Origin of the sequence: Vibrio sp. ED004 (genome assembly GCF_023206395.1) — a bacterium.
In the GTDB taxonomy this organism is placed as follows: domain Bacteria; phylum Pseudomonadota; class Gammaproteobacteria; order Enterobacterales; family Vibrionaceae; genus Vibrio.
Genome location: NZ_CP066149.1, coordinates 446132 through 462279, shown reverse-complemented (window position 1 = coordinate 462279; position 16148 = coordinate 446132). Strand labels below are relative to the sequence as shown.

Sequence of the window (16148 nt, the reverse complement as noted above, 5' to 3'; positions counted from 1 at the left end):
GTGACAGGGGTTGCCACCCAAACTTTTTTTTAATCAGAATACTACTTTTGTGTAGTAAGGACTATTATAGCCAAGCTTTTAGACCATATTGGCTTTCTAGCATACCAACTGCAAGCATTGCTACTAGACAGATAACTAAAACACCAACTGGGATAACAATCTTGTCTACAAATGATAGACGCTTAGCACGCTCTTTATCACCAATTAGACCGTTGTTATCTAGAAGCATAGTCAATGCCCATGCTAGAACTGGGTTAACAACCGCAGAACCGAAGATACAGATACCAGCCGCTTGAGAATCTTTAGAATCCTTAACCATTTGCATACCCGCTTCAAGTAGAGGTAGAGATACACCTACAAGTAGCGCAACACGCATCACTGGTGGCCACACTGCAACGTCCATTGGGAAACCAAGAATCGCAACAATAATACATAGAGAACCAAGCAAGATTGCGCCGCCAGGAATTGGACGTTTCGCGATTGCTGCTGGGATCATGTAAGTACCCCAAGAAGAAGTGATGTTACCACCACCAACCGCAGTACCAACCATTTGACGAACTGAACACATAGTCATTGTGTCATCTACGTCCATAAGCACTTTTTCAGACTTTTTAGGGTAGTTAAGTTCTTGGAAGATACGGTGACCTAGGAAGTCTGGTGACCACATTGCTACAGCAAGAATTGCAAATGGTAGAGATGCAATGAAGTGTTCAACGTTTGGCAAGCCAAGCATCCAACCTTCAGAAGTAGAACCCCACCAGTAAACTGGGTTTAGGTTTGGAATGCCCATTTCAGTTTCGAATACGATGTCGAAGCCAGCGCCTAATACTAATGCAATAGCAAGGCCTGTGAATGCACACACTGGGATAGCCAACCAACGCTTGTTCACTTTTGCTAGGAAAGCGTAAATTGCAATAGTAATAGCAAGAACGATTAAACCAACGTAACCCATGCTACCCGCTTCAACAGTAGAAGATTGAAGACCAACCGCCCATTCTTGAATTGAGTTGATTTGGCTCATTGTACCGGTTAGGCCTAAGAAAATGAGCAAGCCACCAGCGGTACCTTCAGAAGTCAGGTTAACCAGCTTGGAGCCGCCTTTTAGGAAACTTAGGATAAGACCAAAGACACCGATAAGGATTGCCAATGCAAGAGGGTGAGCACCAGCTAGAGCGATGGTACCAATAAGAGGAATCATTGGGCCGTGGTTACCGGCAAGGTTTGCTTTAGGGTTAAAGAAACCAGAAGCTAGGATACAGAACAATAGTGCAGGGATAAGCATTTCTACACGAGCGACTTCAATCGCAAACTCTTTACCTAGGTTTACGTGATCCCAAGCTTGAGTCAGGCCGTCAGCCCAAGACATCATTACTGCAGAGTACATCGCGATGATACCAATAGTACCAGCAAGTGCAGGAACAAGATCTTCAAGTTCAAAGCGGAAGTCACGACCAGGAAGGTTTAGGCCGAAGCGGCGAGGCTTCATGATTTGAAGCTCGTGATCTAGATAATCTGAGCGGCTCTCAAATTCAGAAGCAGGACGGTGTAGCTCTTTATAGCTTTTCTCTTCTACTTCAGAGTTCGCATTATTCACAACGTCTGACATAGATTCCTCATATTTTTATGTTAGTAATTCTAAAATTGAATTCTATAATTTCGCGTAATTGCGTTATTTCTTAGTTATAACTCATTAACATTATGTTGCACGGTTTTGATGTGCTTTATGCAGCTAAGTTAAAAGAAATGTTTGGCATTTTTAATGCCTTATTCTTTGCTGAGGAGTCTAACAAGCTTACCCTTTAGGGTGATTGATCTTGATCACTTTATGAGTGTATGTGAAAGAAAGCTACAAAACGAAGCGATTCATTAACGTACCATTGATGAATCGTGTAATTAGTTTTCACAAATTGACGTTTACCTATCTTCTTCGAGCCTTTGTCGTCGTGGCTCGAGTTCAATACTCAATTCTTACTGAGTTATTTCACTATTACTTGCTTCCCAACTGTTCCCAGTGAAATGCTTACAATGTAATAACCTTAAAATAATTGTTCCTTATGGTGTGTATGTAGCGTTGAGCGTGCAGATTATATTTTGCAGATCTCGGCGTATCTAAGTTCACAAAACTTGTTTTTCTTGTGAGACATCAAGCTACGGGAATCTCATTTTGGTTAACTTTATTTAAACAATGTAAGGGATGTAATTACAGCTTATTGATAGAACTCATTCATTAAATTGAGGCGAAAACGCTACCTTTTGCATAATAAGTCAGAGTGAATCGCTATTTATTCCAATTTATTAGGTTAATAATTTGTTGCATGTTGTTTCGTGTGGTGCTAGTTTGTATCGCATGAAAAGGTCGGAGTACCTTGCATTTTCACAAACTTGGGAGAGAAAGCGCATGAAAGATGTACCAGCGCTGGACATAAAGGATCTACACAAAACGTTTGGTCAAAATGAAGTTTTAAAGGGAATTTCACTTTCTGCGCATAAAGGCGATGTTGTATCAATTATCGGATCTTCAGGGTCGGGTAAAAGTACTTTCCTTAGATGTATCAACCTTTTAGAAACACCAACCGCAGGCGAAATTTGGGTTAATGGCGAATTAATTCAAATGAAAAACAACCGCCAAGGTGTATCTGTTCCTGCTAATGAAAAACAAGTACAGCGAATCCGTTCTCGCTTAGCGATGGTTTTTCAAGGCTTCAATCTTTGGTCTCACCTGACCGTTCTCGAAAATGTTATCGAAGCCCCCGTTCACGTATTAGGTGTACCTAAAGCTCAAGCGATTGAAAATGCAGAACTACTACTTAAAAAAGTAGGCTTGTATGAGCGCAAAGATTACTACCCAGGTCATTTATCAGGTGGACAACAACAACGTGCGGCAATTGCTCGAGCGTTAGCCGTTGATCCTGAAGTGATGCTGTTTGATGAACCAACATCGGCACTCGACCCTGAGTTAGTAGGGGAAGTGCTTGGTGTAATGCGCGATCTAGCAGAAGAAGGAAGAACCATGCTTGTGGTAACACATGAAATGGCTTTTGCTCGTGACGTATCAAACCATGTGATGTTCCTGCACCAAGGTCTAGTGGAAGAACAGGGCGATCCAGCTAAACTGTTTACGGAACCTGAATCTGAGCGTTTACAACAATTTATCTCATCGATTTACTAATCAGAATTGAAATGCCGTTGCCAAGGTAAATAGCGACGGTGTGAACAATAAAACACAACAAGTAAGTTAATAAGCAACAACAAACACAATATTAAAACTAGCAAAACATAAAAACCTAAATCACAGGAGTAGGGATATGAAAAAGTGGTTATTAGTCGCGGCACTTGCTGCAACTGCTGCAACGGGCGTAGCTCAAGCAAAAGAATGGAAAACAGTACGCTTTGGTATTGAAGGTGCTTACCCTCCATTTAGCTGGACAGAAGCTGACGGTTCACTGAAAGGCTTCGATGTTGATATGGCTAACGCGCTTTGTACTGAAATGCAGGTGCAGTGTAAGATCGTTGCACAAGACTGGGATGGTATTATTCCTTCTCTACTTGCTCGTAAATATGATGCGATCATTGCGGCAATGTCTATCACGGAAGAACGTAAGAAAAAAATCGACTTCACTGGTAAATACGCACTTATCCCAAACAAGTTCATCGCTAAGAAAGGTGCAGGCCTTAACTTTGATGATCTAAGCGGTCAAAAGATTGCCGTTCAACGTGCAACAACTCACGATAAATACCTAACAGACAACTACGGCGATACAGTAGAGATCGTTCGTTACGGTTCATTCGATGAAGCTTACCTTGATCTAGCAAACGGTCGTGTTGCTGCTGTACTAGGTGATGCATCTGCTCTAGAAGAAGGCGTGCTGAACAAAGCGGGTGGTGAAGACTACGAATTCGTTGGTCCATCACTAACTGATCCTAAGTGGTTCGGTGAAGGTTTTGGTATTGCTCTACGTAAGCAAGACAAAGATCTGACTAAGCAATTAGATGCGGCAATCCTTTCACTACGTGAAAAAGGCATCTACCAAGATATCGCGGCTAAATACTTCAACTACGACGTATACGGTCAGTAATCTTTAGCGTCAATTCTTAAGGGAGAGGTTCTCCTCTCCCTGTCTTACCAACTTTTTCGCAGTTCTGTTGGAATCCATTATGTTTGATTTACAAGGATATGAAGCGTCGATCCTAAAAGGGGCGGTGCTCACAATCGAAGTTGCCTTGCTGTCGCTAATTTTAGCTATGGTTCTTGGTATGCTAGGTGCCTTAGCAAAACTCGCGCCTTATCGCTGGGCTCGTGCTATTGCAACCCTCTACACAACCGTCATTCGAGGCATTCCAGATCTCGTATTGATGATGCTGATTTTCTTTGGTGGACAAATCCTTTTAAACAACAGTTTGTATTCCATCAATGAGTGGCTCAACGAGTGGTTCACATCCAGTGATCCTAACCACGAATGGACCTCTTACCTACCTGATTACATTGATGTCAGCCCATTTGTGGCTGGTGTCTTAACCATAGGCTTTATCTTCGGTGCCTATATGGCAGAAACATTCCGCGGTGCGATCATGGCAGTTGATAGCGGTGAAATGGAAGCAGCAAAAGCCTATGGCATGGGACCTGTACTAGCGTTCCGTCGTATTCTGTTACCACAAATGATTCGTCACGCTTTACCGGGTTTTGGTAACAACTGGCTGGTACTACTTAAAACCACCGCGCTGGTTTCTATTATCGGCTTAGAAGACATGGTACGTGTTAGCGCACTGGCGGCGGGTTCAACCAAAATGCCATTTACCTTCTATATGACAGTGGCGATTATCTTCTTATTCTTTACCAGTGTTTCGACGGGCTTACTTAAGCTGGTTGAACGTAAATTCAGTATCCACGCGAGGTAGTTATGGACTTTTCATTGATAATTGAAAGCCTGCCGATTTACCTTGGTGGTTTATGGACAACGGCTTGGATGGTTTGCGTCGCTTTGATCATTGGCTTATTCGTCGCCATACCATTAGCTATCGCTCGTAACAGTCCGAATATGCTGATTAATGCTCCGGCTTGGTCATTCATCTATTTCTTCCGTGGTACGCCATTACTGGTTCAGCTGTACCTGATTTACTACGGTATGGACCAATTCTTCCCAGTAAAAGACACATTATGGGAAAACGCATGGTTCTGTGCTTTGGTGGCATTCATTCTTAACACGTCAGCTTATACTGCTGAGATCATTCGCGGTGCGATTAACGGCTTGCCGAAAGGTGAAGTTGAAGCAGCAAAAGCTTACGGCATGAGTACACCGAAGACTTACCGTCGTATCATTTTACCAAGTGCTCTACGTCGCGCATTACCTGCTTACAGTAATGAAGTGATCTTCATGCTTCACGGTTCAGCAGTTGCGGGTATCGTAACGATTATGGATCTAACCGGTGCAGCGCGTCTGGTTAACTCACGTTACTATGCTCCATTCGAGTCTTTCTTAACTGCAGGCCTGTTCTACATGGCGCTAACGTTCATCATCATTGCGATTTTCAAATTCGCAGAGAAACGTTTCCTTGCTTACTTAAGACCACTTAGCTGATTGCATGGTATCCATATAGTTAATAAAACGGTGCTTTAATAGCGCCGTTTTTTTGTATCACAAGAAAACTCAGTGATGGCTTTGGATAGATTCACCTTGGAGAGCTATCGATTTTTCAAAACAGTTAACTTGCTTCAAATTGTGCTTACACATTCATTAGAATAATGGCTTTAGATTTAACTATAGATAGACTCGGCGAAATTTTGTTGTTGTATGGAATAATGATGAAAAAGAGTAACTTACTATCCAATTTGGTTCTTTGTGTTATCGCCCTATCACTTTTAGGATGCGGAGGTGGTAGCGGCGGTGAAAGTGCCCAAACTGGTTCTGGTGGTTCTGGTGGTTCTGGTGGTTCTGGTGGTTCTGGTGGTTCTGGTGGTTCTGGTGGGGAAGGGAGCGGAGGTGACGGAAGCGGTGACCCTGATATTACTCCTACTCCACAAACAGCTGTACAAAAGGCATTGTCCACGGGCGATGCCTCGTATGTAACTGACTCTAATGAATTTATTGAAGCTAGCCAAGCTTTAGTAACTCGATACAACTCGGATTACAATCTGGTTAAACAAGCTTTATCTCAAAGCTCAGATGGGGAGCCGTTGCGCAATCTTCATTGGGATCCAACCCATGACACAGCAATTATCTTACCTACCTATGGCTTTAATGATGTCATCTTAAAAACTAATAAAGCGATGATTGATGGGTATGATGATCAAGAGTTAGTGATAGGTATTGCTGGCTATACATCAGACAAAAGTCGCTATGCAGCATTAGCGAGTAACCCTTTTAGAACGAAGCAACGTTTCCCTGATTCTGTTAATGACGAGATGAACACTTGGTTGAAGAATTTGGTTACTTGGGTTTCAGGTACTGATGCACCCCAGAATGTCGTGTTAGCTCAGCTTGATCAGTCTCATTACTTTCCTGATGACCAAGCGACACGAAACTGGTTAACCGACAATGTTAACGCTTCTATGGCTATCAACGCTGACAACGCTTGTGATGGCAGCCAGTTAAGCCAGTGTCTTGAAGCTAATAACCCTGATTTGTTGATCGTGTCTCAAAAGCTTAATGCTGGCGATAGCATAGGCGATGTTCTTAAGGGCATACGCCTTGCGTTTAGCAACAATATTCCTGTGTTATACCTGCACCTTGATGGCGGTATGACGGACTTAGGTAATGCCTTGTTCGCTGAAATGCACATGACCTACGTTGGTGATAACTACTGGCGTAAGCTCGGCCTGTCTAATTGGGATTCTACACAGCTTATTAATCAGGTTCCGGATAACATTGTTCAACAACAAGCACTTTTACAGAGATTGAAAGATGACAGTTTTACTGTTGACTTGAATACCTGTGATGACAAATCTTGCCCTGATGAATCCAATATGGATGAAGAGTTCTATATTGCAGCAAACAGTATTCGTTCCCATCTAACATCGCTTGATAGTAAGAAAGTGGATCTGTTTACAACGGATGATTACGAATATGAAAAGCTGTTACTGCTACTTGCTGACCATTACCGTCAAGATGTTCAGTACCCAATGGGTAAAGGCGTGACAGAGAAGATTGATTTTCTTCGTTCTTATTACAGTGATTACGCAACATACAACAGTCGACTGTATAACGCGGCGCAACCAAGTCTAGGGAACTTTAGTACCAAGAGTTTTGAGAATGTACCGCTCGTCTCGAAAACCATTGCCTTGGAGTCTAAAAGAAACTTCCGATCCGCTGGTGTGTATGCCTTGCCGGGTAAGACAATCAAGGTGACTCGCTTAGACAATAACGAAGTGTCTACGTCTATTGCATTTAATACATTGCGTAGCGGCGCGACACACGAGTTTTCAGGCAATGACGGTTACGCTCGGCCAAAATTTCTCACTTCGGTAACCTACCCAGTGAAAACGGGAGAGACGATTTATCTCACTTCAGCCTATGGTGGAACATTACAGGTTCATTTTGATACCAATGATACCGATGTGGAGCTGCGTTTTGAAAATGTCGCGCAGCACCCCGTTTGGCGCAGTGAGGTAGACAACGACAGTTTTGTTGCACAGCTTGAGGAAGGAAACTTTGATTGGGCTGAGCTGATTACTCCGGGATTTGAAGTTCACTCAAAGCTAGAAAAAATGCAAGATTCGGTAAGCCCTGCGCGATGGGATAAGCCACAAGATATGGCATTAGCAACAGAGCGTTACGTTCATAACTTACCTCATGCGCTTGCTGGTTTTGAAGGCCCTGGAATTGATGTGATTGATGAAATTCAGCAATACGCAGAAAATCAGGGTTGGCAGGTTGAAACCATTGATATTGTGAAGCATATGAACGCCGACCAAGCGAACTGTGGTTACGGCTGTTCAGGAAACCCTTACGATGCTTATTGGTCTTTTGATCCTCTAGGGCACGGTGATTTACATGAATTAGGGCATGGGCTTGAGAAGAGTCGTTTTCGTTTCTCTGGTTGGGAAGGTCACTCAACAACGAACTACTACTCCTATTACAGTAAGTCTCGTTATTACCAAGAGACGGGAAAGGTATCTGCTTGCCAGGGTTTAGACTTCAAAGGTCAATTCGAAATACTTAAACAGAGTCGTTTGGAAATCGACCCGAATGCTTATATGGCTACTCAGAACCAAGCGAATTGGAGTTGGGGTGCACGCATCTATATTCAGATGATGATGTTGGCGCAAGAGCAGGGGATTTTGACAACGGGTTGGCACTTACTGGGACGTTTGCATACGATAGAGCGAGAGTTTAATCGTTTGGCAAAATCAGAAGAACTATGGAGTGCAAATCGAGGCTCGATAGGTTTCTCTGATTACACTCTAGAAGAGGCAAAAGCTATTTCTAGTGATGATTGGCAATTGATCGCGATGAGCTATGTCACTCAACGAGATATGCGAGCGTACTTGGATATGTGGGGCTTTAGCTTTGAGAATAAGGCGAAACAGCAAGTGGGAAGTTTGAATTTAACCACCATGCCTCTTAAGTACTTTGCTTCTGAGAATACTGGCTATTGCTTGGATGACTTTGCGAAGTATCCATTAGATGTGGATGGAAGTGCTGTTTGGCCTCTTTGATAGCTCGGTAGCAACCGATTTGCTTGAGCGATAAATATGGATATGAAAAAGGAGAGTGGGTAATTCCAACTCTCCTTTCTTTTTTAATTAGTTAAACAAGAAAACGAGTTAAACGAGCTAATTACTTAAACGTCGACCAAATTGGTGCGTGATCTGATGGTTTTTCAATACCGCGTAGTTCGTAGTCGATGCCAGCTTCAGTACACTTATCAGCAAGCTTTTGAGTCGCTAGTACCACGTCAATACGAAGGCCGCGGTTGTCTACAAAACCTTTCGAGCGGTAATCAAACCACGAGTATTGATCGTTAACTTCAGGGTGCAGTAAACGGAAGCTATCCACAAAACCCCAATCCATCAGAGTTTTTAGCCATTCGCGCTCTTCTGGTTGGAAAGAACACTTACCGGTTTTCAGCCAACGTTTAGCATTAGGTTCACCAATGCCGATGTCAGCATCAATTGGGCTGATATTAATGTCGCCCATTACGATCACTTGTTCATCTTTATTGTGGTAATCGTTTAGGTAAGTCATCAAGTCTTTGTAGAACTCGCGCTTGTACGGGTATTTGGTTTCATGCTTGATGTTATCCCCTTGAGGGAAGTAACCATTTAGTACTGTAACCTTTTCACCGTTTTCATCTTCAAACGTCGCCATGATCATACGCTTTTGATGGTCTTCATTGTCGGTTGGAAAACCTTTCTGAATAGAGATTGGCTCTTGCTTACACAACATAGCCACACCGTAGTGTGCTTTTTGGCCGTGAAAGTAAACCTTGTAGCCCATTGCTTCAACATCAGCAATAGGGAAGGCTTCATCGTGTACTTTTATCTCTTGCAGACCAATTACGTCCGGTTGGTGTTTGTCGATAACAGCTTGCAGTTGATGAAGGCGGGCTCTTAGGCCATTGATGTTGAAGCTAATTACTTTCATTTGTTTTTATACCTCTCGTAAACCTTTGTCACTGCGAGTTTTCAAAGGTTTTTTGATTTGGTGGATTTCATGGTTCATCGTATTTAACCATGCTTAATAATTTCTGTCGCCATTTTGTCGAGACTAAATGGCGACGTTAAATTGTGCGAATACCTACAACTACGCTGAGTCTACTGAGTTTTTAGTAAGTCTAAAAAGAAGGCGTATTCAAGAGCATCTTCTTTTAATCGTTTAAATCGACCAGAAGCGCCACCGTGACCAGCTTCCATATCAGTTTTGAACACCAGTACATTGTTATCTGTTTTCATTTCACGCAGTTTCGCCACCCACTTCATTGGCTCAAAGTATTGCACTTGTGAATCATGTAGGCCTGTTGTCACCAGCATATTCGGGTAGTTTTGTACCTTAATGTTGTCGTACGGTGAGTAACTCAGCATGTAGTCATAGTAGGTTTTATTATTAGGGTTGCCCCATTCGTCGTATTCGTTAGTCGTAAGAGGAATCGACTCATCAAGCATGGTTGTTACTACATCAACAAACGGAACATGTGCTCCAATGCCTTTGTATAGTTCAGGCGCTTGGTTGATGATCGCTCCCATTAATAGACCGCCTGCCGAACCGCCCACCGCAAATACTTTATCTTTAGCGCCGTAGCCTTCTTCAACTAGGCCTTTAGTTACATCGATAAAGTCATTGAACGTGTTTTGTTTGGTCAGCTTTTTGCCGTCTTCATACCAAGGTCGCCCTAGCATTTCTGAACCGCGGATGTGAGCGATTGCAAAAACGAAGCCTCTATCAAGCAGGCTGAGACGAGTCGAGCTGAAGGTCGGTTCAATGGTTGAACCGTAAGATCCGTAGCCGTATTGGTAAATTGGGTTAGTACCGTCTTTCTTGAATAAATCTTTGCGATACACCAAAGAGACAGGTACTTGCTTGCCATCGCGAGCCGCAATCATGATTCGCTCTGATTGGTAATTATCAGCATCGAAATCACCTAGTACGGGTGTTTGCTTCATGATCTCGGATTCACCTGTATTAAGGTCAAAATCATAGTAAGTGCCAGGGGTCGTTAGGCTGCTGTAATAGACTCGAACTTTAGAGTTATCTAGCTCATCGTTACTTGTTAGGTAGGCAGCGAAAGCGGTGTCGTTAAATTCAAGTGGGAACTCTTTACCTGTTGAGAGTTGGCGTACCTTGACTGTCGACAAGCCATCCGCACGTTGCTCGTAAACAAGATGGTCATCAAACAACTCGAAATCAACAAGCTGAGTGTTATCGTCCGCTGCAATGACATCGACCCATTTTGAGCGGTCATGCATGTTTTCAGCTGCGACTTTCATTAAACGAAAGTTGACCGCTTGGTAGTTGGTGTAGATGTAATACCAATCACCCAGTTTAGCAATGCTGTACTCAATTCCAGTCTCTTTTGGGTAAAAAGCTTCGGCTTTAGCCTTTGGATTGTTGGCATCAATGACTGAAACACCGCTAGTTTCTGTGCTCGAGTGCCAAATGTAGACCTCTTCACCATCTTTGCTTTTGCTCAAGGATGTGTAGTAAGCGCTGTCGGTTTCTTCATAGATTAACTTATCGCTAGTTTGAGGTGTGCCTAAAACGTGGCGGTAAACTTGGTAACCTAGCAGTGTTTGTGGATCTTTCTTGATGTAGTAAAAGGCTTGGTTATCGTTTTGCCACGCGATAGCACTCGAAGCACCTTCAATTTCGTCGTTTAGGTATTCACCAGTGGTGAGGTCTTTAATCTTGATGGTGTAAATGCGGCGACTCAGGGTATCTTCACCATAGGCCAACAAGTTTTCGTCTGGGCTGATCGTTAAGCCACCAATACTGAAGAATTCATGTTCTTTTGCTAGTTCATTAACGTCTAAGATGACTTGCTTGTCCGTGCCTAAAAAGTCTTTTTCACGCAAGTGAACCGGATATTCGTTGTCACCCGTGACTTTATTCGAGTAGTAGTAGCTGCCTTTACGAACCGGTACTGAATTGTCGTCTTTCGCGATTCGGCCTTTGATCTCTTCAAATAACTGTTTTTGTGTTGATTCTGTATGCACCAGCACAGTCTCTGCGTACTGGTTCTCTTGCTCAAGATGCTGCAAGATCTCTGGATCTTGGCGTTCATCATCGCGCATCCAGTAGTAATTATCGATTCGAGTATCACCATGAATCGTCATTGCATGAGGGACTTTCTTAGCAACAGGAGCTTGTGTCTGCTGAGCGACGAGTTGCGATGGAGAGTAGTGTTTCATGGTTGTTATTCCTTGATGGCTGCATCCGGCGACAAGCGCCACCGATACGGCTAATGTGGTTAAAGCGAAACGCATCTGTATATCCTTAGTGTGCACCTTACTCGTTTTAATGCCAGCATCCTTTTCTATTAGAGCCTAGGTATCGTGGTTTTCTTCCAGTGATGTTATTTATAATTGGATTCTGGATATGCACTTTCAAGGTAAGTGTCTGTTATTGTTTTCAAAAAATCAAAGTAATGTTAAATGAAATTGAGGTAGACGTGAGGGTAAGCGTGCAACAAAAAGGGACACACTTTTCAGTATGTCCCTTTTCTTCGTATGGGCAGGACTCGAGTTTTATTTTAGATAGCCAGTGGCATTTCGTTTGAGTGGTCAGGTTTACGATTGACCCAACGTAAACCAAGCATCACGATAAATGACATTGCAATCATCAAACAACCGAGTGGCAGTTGGTCTTGAGCCGGGAAGAACGATGCCAATAGTGTTGCGATACCAGCACCTAGGTTTTGCATCCCGCCTAAGATCGCGCCTCCTGTACCTGCATGGTATGGGAATGGCGAAAGTGCACCTGTTGTAGCCGCCGGGAATAAGATACCGGCTCCCAAGAAGTAAATGGTTGCACCGCCAATCAAAGTTAGTGCTGTTGTTTGACCAAACAGACCTGGTATCAGTACCACGGCTGAGCCGACTAAGATCGACACTAGGCCAACATTCAGTGCGCGGCGCTCAGAACGACGTTGTGCGATGTAGCTAGACAGGCCTGCACCGACTAAGTAACCCGGAATAGGCAAAACAAACAACAAGCTTACCGTGGTTGCAGGTAAACCCAGTACACCACCAAGTAGTACACCAGCCGCCGCTTCAAATACTGCGACGCCCGCAAAGGTTGCGACTAATACCAACAAGAAACCTTGGAAGCGTTTGTCAGACAGAACGAATTTGTAGCTGTTTACAACAGACTCGTTTTTGCGTCGTTCTTTTGGCAGAGTTTCCATCATGCTCGTCATCATGGTGATCACAACAGCGATACCAAATAGCGCGAGGAACAAGTAGCTAGAACGCCAACCGAAAGCTTCTGTTAAGTAACCGCCCAAAACAGGGGCCATTAGTGGTGAGAAAATCACACACATGCTGATTAAGCTATTTGCGCGGTGCAGCTCTGCGCCTTCAAAGCAGTCACGAGTCAATGTACGAGACATCGCACCGCCACAACCTATGCCTAAACCTTGGATAAAGCTGCCCGCTAGGAACCATTGATACTCATGAGCGAACAACGCCACCAAAGTACCGATGATGTAGATGATCAAACCTGCAACGATGATAGGTTTACGACCGAGGCGATCAGAAAGCGGGCCGTAAACAAATTGCGATAGACCATAAGGGATCAAGTAGCACGCCATCACAGCTTGAAGTGAAGACGCAGAAACCAAGAACTCACCCGCCATATGACCGATAGAAGGCACGTACATTGTTTGAGTCATTTGACCTACGGCTGTCAGAATAGCGATTAAAAAGGTAAGTTTCGCTAATGGAAACGAGGCAGACATTTGCGTATCTCTCCAAAAATTAAATACGTAAAAAGCCTTAGCACTCCATTAAGGAGAGCCAAAAGAATAAAAGTATTCAGGGAATCTAGGCGCGAGATATTAGAGCTTGATTGACGACTTAGCAATCAAAAAATGTGAAGTTGATCAAGATAAAAATCTATAACTTGGATTAGAAAAAGTAATCCAAATTTCGGTATATTAAAGATGTAGAGTGTGGGGAATGGGCTTCTTTGAAATGTCTTTTTGATAAAGCAATATTCCCATTAATAGTGTTAGTTCAAACATCTCTCTATGTTGCGAACACTGCAAATTGGGCGTTCTAGCTTCAATAGTTTAACTTGGCGTGACAAGCTGAAAGCTCTTGAAATCACAGTAACAAAAGACAAAAAATACGACTTATTAACATTTATGTAAACTTTCGTTTTATATGTGCGTAAATTGTGCTGTAATCATCCGCTAAGCTATTCGTCTAACTCATTAACATTGTGGACAGCAATTCGTTATCAATGTGAGAGTTATGGTTAAGGAAGTCTTTTGGCTTAAATAAGGATATTAAATGCGCTCTCTATCGGTACAGTGGAAAATAACCCTCTTAGCAGGTTGTTGCCTAATCATTACTTCACTGTCTCTTATTGGTTTCTCGATCTACAACGCGACGAGTAATCAACAAGTCATCAAATCTCAAAGCTCAGAATCAGTTATCAATAAAACTCAGCAGTTGTTGGCGTCTGTTTCTCAGCTTAATGCCCAAGAAACTCAACGTTACGTGGACGAAGCTATTTACCGCGCAGAGATGTTAGCGGCGAGTGCTCAGTTTCTAAAGAACAATGCTGATGAAAACTTTACCCCAAGTGAAGAGCTTCGTACTGCGTTGGATGAGATGGTGCGTCGTTCAGTTTTAAACTTTGATTCGATTCAAGGGGCGTATTTAGTCTTTAAGCCAGACTTACTCGATAGTGAAGACGCGAACTACGTTGATGCCGATTATGTTGGCTCTAACGAGAAAGGCCGTTTTGCTCCTTATTGGAAGGTGGCAGACAATGGTGAGAATGTTCTGCCGAACGTGCTTTCAGAATCGACTTTGAGTGACGATAGCAACAGTGAGCGTTTCTACTGTCCTTTGTCATCAGGGCAAACCTGTATTAGTACGCCAAGAGTCGTAAACAGCGGAGGTAAAACCTTACTGACCTCTTCAATCTCTGTACCTATCTTAGTCGATGATATGGCGATTGGTTTCTTAGGGATTGATCTCAGACTAGATGGCTTAACCAATGTAGTGACTCAATCTGACCAAAGCTTGTTTGATGGCGCAGGTGCAGTTTACGTGGTGAGCCTAGACGGTTCTGTTATTGCTTCTGATGATTCAAGCATTGCAGTTGGTTCGAGCTTCCAAAGTAACAACACAAACAGCGACTTGATGACCGATTTTATCTTTGGTGGTGAAGTGACAACGCAATGGAGTGAGAACGGTGAGTGGTTACTCGCATTTGCTCCAGTTGTGGCCGCTAACCAAACTTGGGGCGTGTTGTTCGAGATTCCAAGAGAGAGTGTCGTCGCTGATGCAAACCAGTTGGATTCCATCATTAGTACTAAGTTAAGCGAAGGCATCAAGACAGAAGTGATCGCAGGAACTGTCTTTATTTTCTTTGGTCTAGCTATTATCGCATTTGCTTCACTGTCTATTGTTAAACCAATTCGGCAGGTAGTAGAGAGGTTGAATGATATTGCTTCTGGTGAAGGTGATTTAACACAGCGCTTAGAAGTGAAATCTCAAGATGAAATCGGCCAGCTATCGAAAGGGTTTAATCTGTTCTTAGATAAGCTTCAGCACACAATCAAAGAAGTGGTTCTAACAACGGAACAGGTAGCGAATACAACTAGCCAAGCGAAAGCATCCGCATCAAGCACTCGTGAAAGCAGTGAATCTCAATTCAAAGAAGTGGATTTAGTTGCAACTGCGGCAGAAGAGATGACTCAAACCGCAGGCTTAGTGGTACAAAACGCAGAAGTTGCCGTTGATGCAGCGTGCGAAGCGAACCGTTCTGCTCAGCAAGGGCAAGAAGTTATCGAGCTTTCAGCCGGTGAAATGAGAAAGCTGGTGGAACGTATGTCGAGTGCTGTGCCTATTGTTGAAGAGCTAGCGAAGAATAATGGCAACATCACAGAGATCTTAAGTGTGATTGAAGGGATCTCTGAACAGACTAACCTACTAGCACTGAATGCTGCGATTGAAGCGGCAAGGGCAGGCGAACAAGGTCGCGGATTTGCGGTTGTTGCTGATGAAGTAAGAAACCTAGCAAGCCGCACACAATCATCAGTGGGTGAAATCAGAGCTGTGATCGATAAGGTTCATGCTGGTACTCAAGATGTGGTTGAGGCGATACAAGAAGGTAATATTCTCGCCAACGATACTGCGTTGCATGTCCAAAAAGCGGTTGAAGATCTGGGTTCGATCTTTACTTCGATAGAAGCGATCAGTGATATGAACAATCAGATCGTAAGAGCGGCAGAAGAGCAGCAATCGGTGTCTGGTGAAGTGAATCAAAGCGTCGTTAACATTCGGGACTTGAGTGCGAAGATCTTGGAACAAGCTGCGGCTTCTGAACAAGTGGGCAACGAAATTGATCAGCTGTCTCAGCAGCAACAGAAATTGGTCAATCAGTTCAAGGTATAACCTTTAAGACTTAATAAACTCTAGAATTGAAAAAGGGACAAATGAAGATTTCATTTGTCCCTTTTATATATTGCTACCAAAGCTA

10 protein-coding genes are annotated in these 16148 nt (G+C 43.3%); 6 read left to right on the top strand and 4 right to left on the bottom strand.

Annotation, left to right across the window (positions count from 1 at the left end):
• Positions 1-64 precede the first annotated feature (64 nt).
• Positions 65-1606 (bottom strand): DUF3360 family protein, encoded by a 1542-nt coding sequence (locus ITG10_RS01920; protein WP_017630432.1) that lies wholly within the window; start codon positions 1604-1606, stop codon positions 65-67.
• 792 nt (positions 1607-2398) lie between these two features.
• Here ITG10_RS01920 and ITG10_RS01915 point away from each other — a divergent pair.
• The 5 genes from ITG10_RS01915 (at position 2399) to ITG10_RS01895 (ending at position 8653) form a co-directional block, all read left to right on the top strand.
• Entirely contained in the window at positions 2399-3169 is a 771-nt protein-coding gene (locus tag ITG10_RS01915) for an ABC transporter ATP-binding protein (protein WP_004736532.1), read from the top strand.
• A 136-nt stretch (positions 3170-3305) separates the two neighbouring features.
• Positions 3306-4076: an ABC transporter substrate-binding protein gene (locus ITG10_RS01910; protein WP_010437364.1), complete on the top strand. Its 771-nt coding sequence runs from the start codon at positions 3306-3308 to the stop codon at positions 4074-4076.
• A gap of 79 nt (positions 4077-4155) precedes the next feature.
• A complete protein-coding gene (locus ITG10_RS01905) occupies positions 4156-4896 on the top strand; it encodes an ABC transporter permease (protein ID WP_017630433.1) in 741 nt (246 codons plus the stop codon).
• 2 nt (positions 4897-4898) lie between these two features.
• Complete coding sequence (locus tag ITG10_RS01900) at positions 4899-5576, top strand: ABC transporter permease (protein ID WP_017062123.1); 678 nt, start codon at positions 4899-4901, stop codon at positions 5574-5576.
• A gap of 224 nt (positions 5577-5800) precedes the next feature.
• Positions 5801-8653: an ImpA family metalloprotease gene (locus ITG10_RS01895; protein WP_248386652.1), complete on the top strand. Its 2853-nt coding sequence runs from the start codon at positions 5801-5803 to the stop codon at positions 8651-8653.
• A 121-nt stretch (positions 8654-8774) separates the two neighbouring features.
• Here ITG10_RS01895 and xthA read toward each other — a convergent pair whose 3' ends face one another.
• From xthA to emrD, 3 genes are all read right to left on the bottom strand, one after another.
• Positions 8775-9581, bottom strand: a complete 807-nt coding sequence (xthA, locus tag ITG10_RS01890) for an exodeoxyribonuclease III (protein ID WP_017630434.1) — start codon at positions 9579-9581, stop codon at positions 8775-8777.
• A 170-nt stretch (positions 9582-9751) separates the two neighbouring features.
• Complete coding sequence (locus tag ITG10_RS01885; protein ID WP_017630871.1) at positions 9752-11842, bottom strand: oligopeptidase B; 2091 nt, start codon at positions 11840-11842, stop codon at positions 9752-9754.
• Between the two features lie 341 nt (positions 11843-12183).
• On the bottom strand, positions 12184-13389 hold the full coding sequence (emrD, locus tag ITG10_RS01880; RefSeq protein ID WP_017630870.1) for a multidrug efflux MFS transporter EmrD: 1206 nt from the start codon (positions 13387-13389) through the stop codon (positions 12184-12186).
• A gap of 556 nt (positions 13390-13945) precedes the next feature.
• On the opposite strand from emrD, the gene ITG10_RS01875 reads away from it, so the two are divergent.
• Positions 13946-16063, top strand: coding sequence for a methyl-accepting chemotaxis protein (locus ITG10_RS01875; RefSeq protein WP_017630869.1), 2118 nt, complete (start codon positions 13946-13948; stop codon positions 16061-16063).
• The last annotated feature ends 85 nt before the right edge of the window (positions 16064-16148 follow it).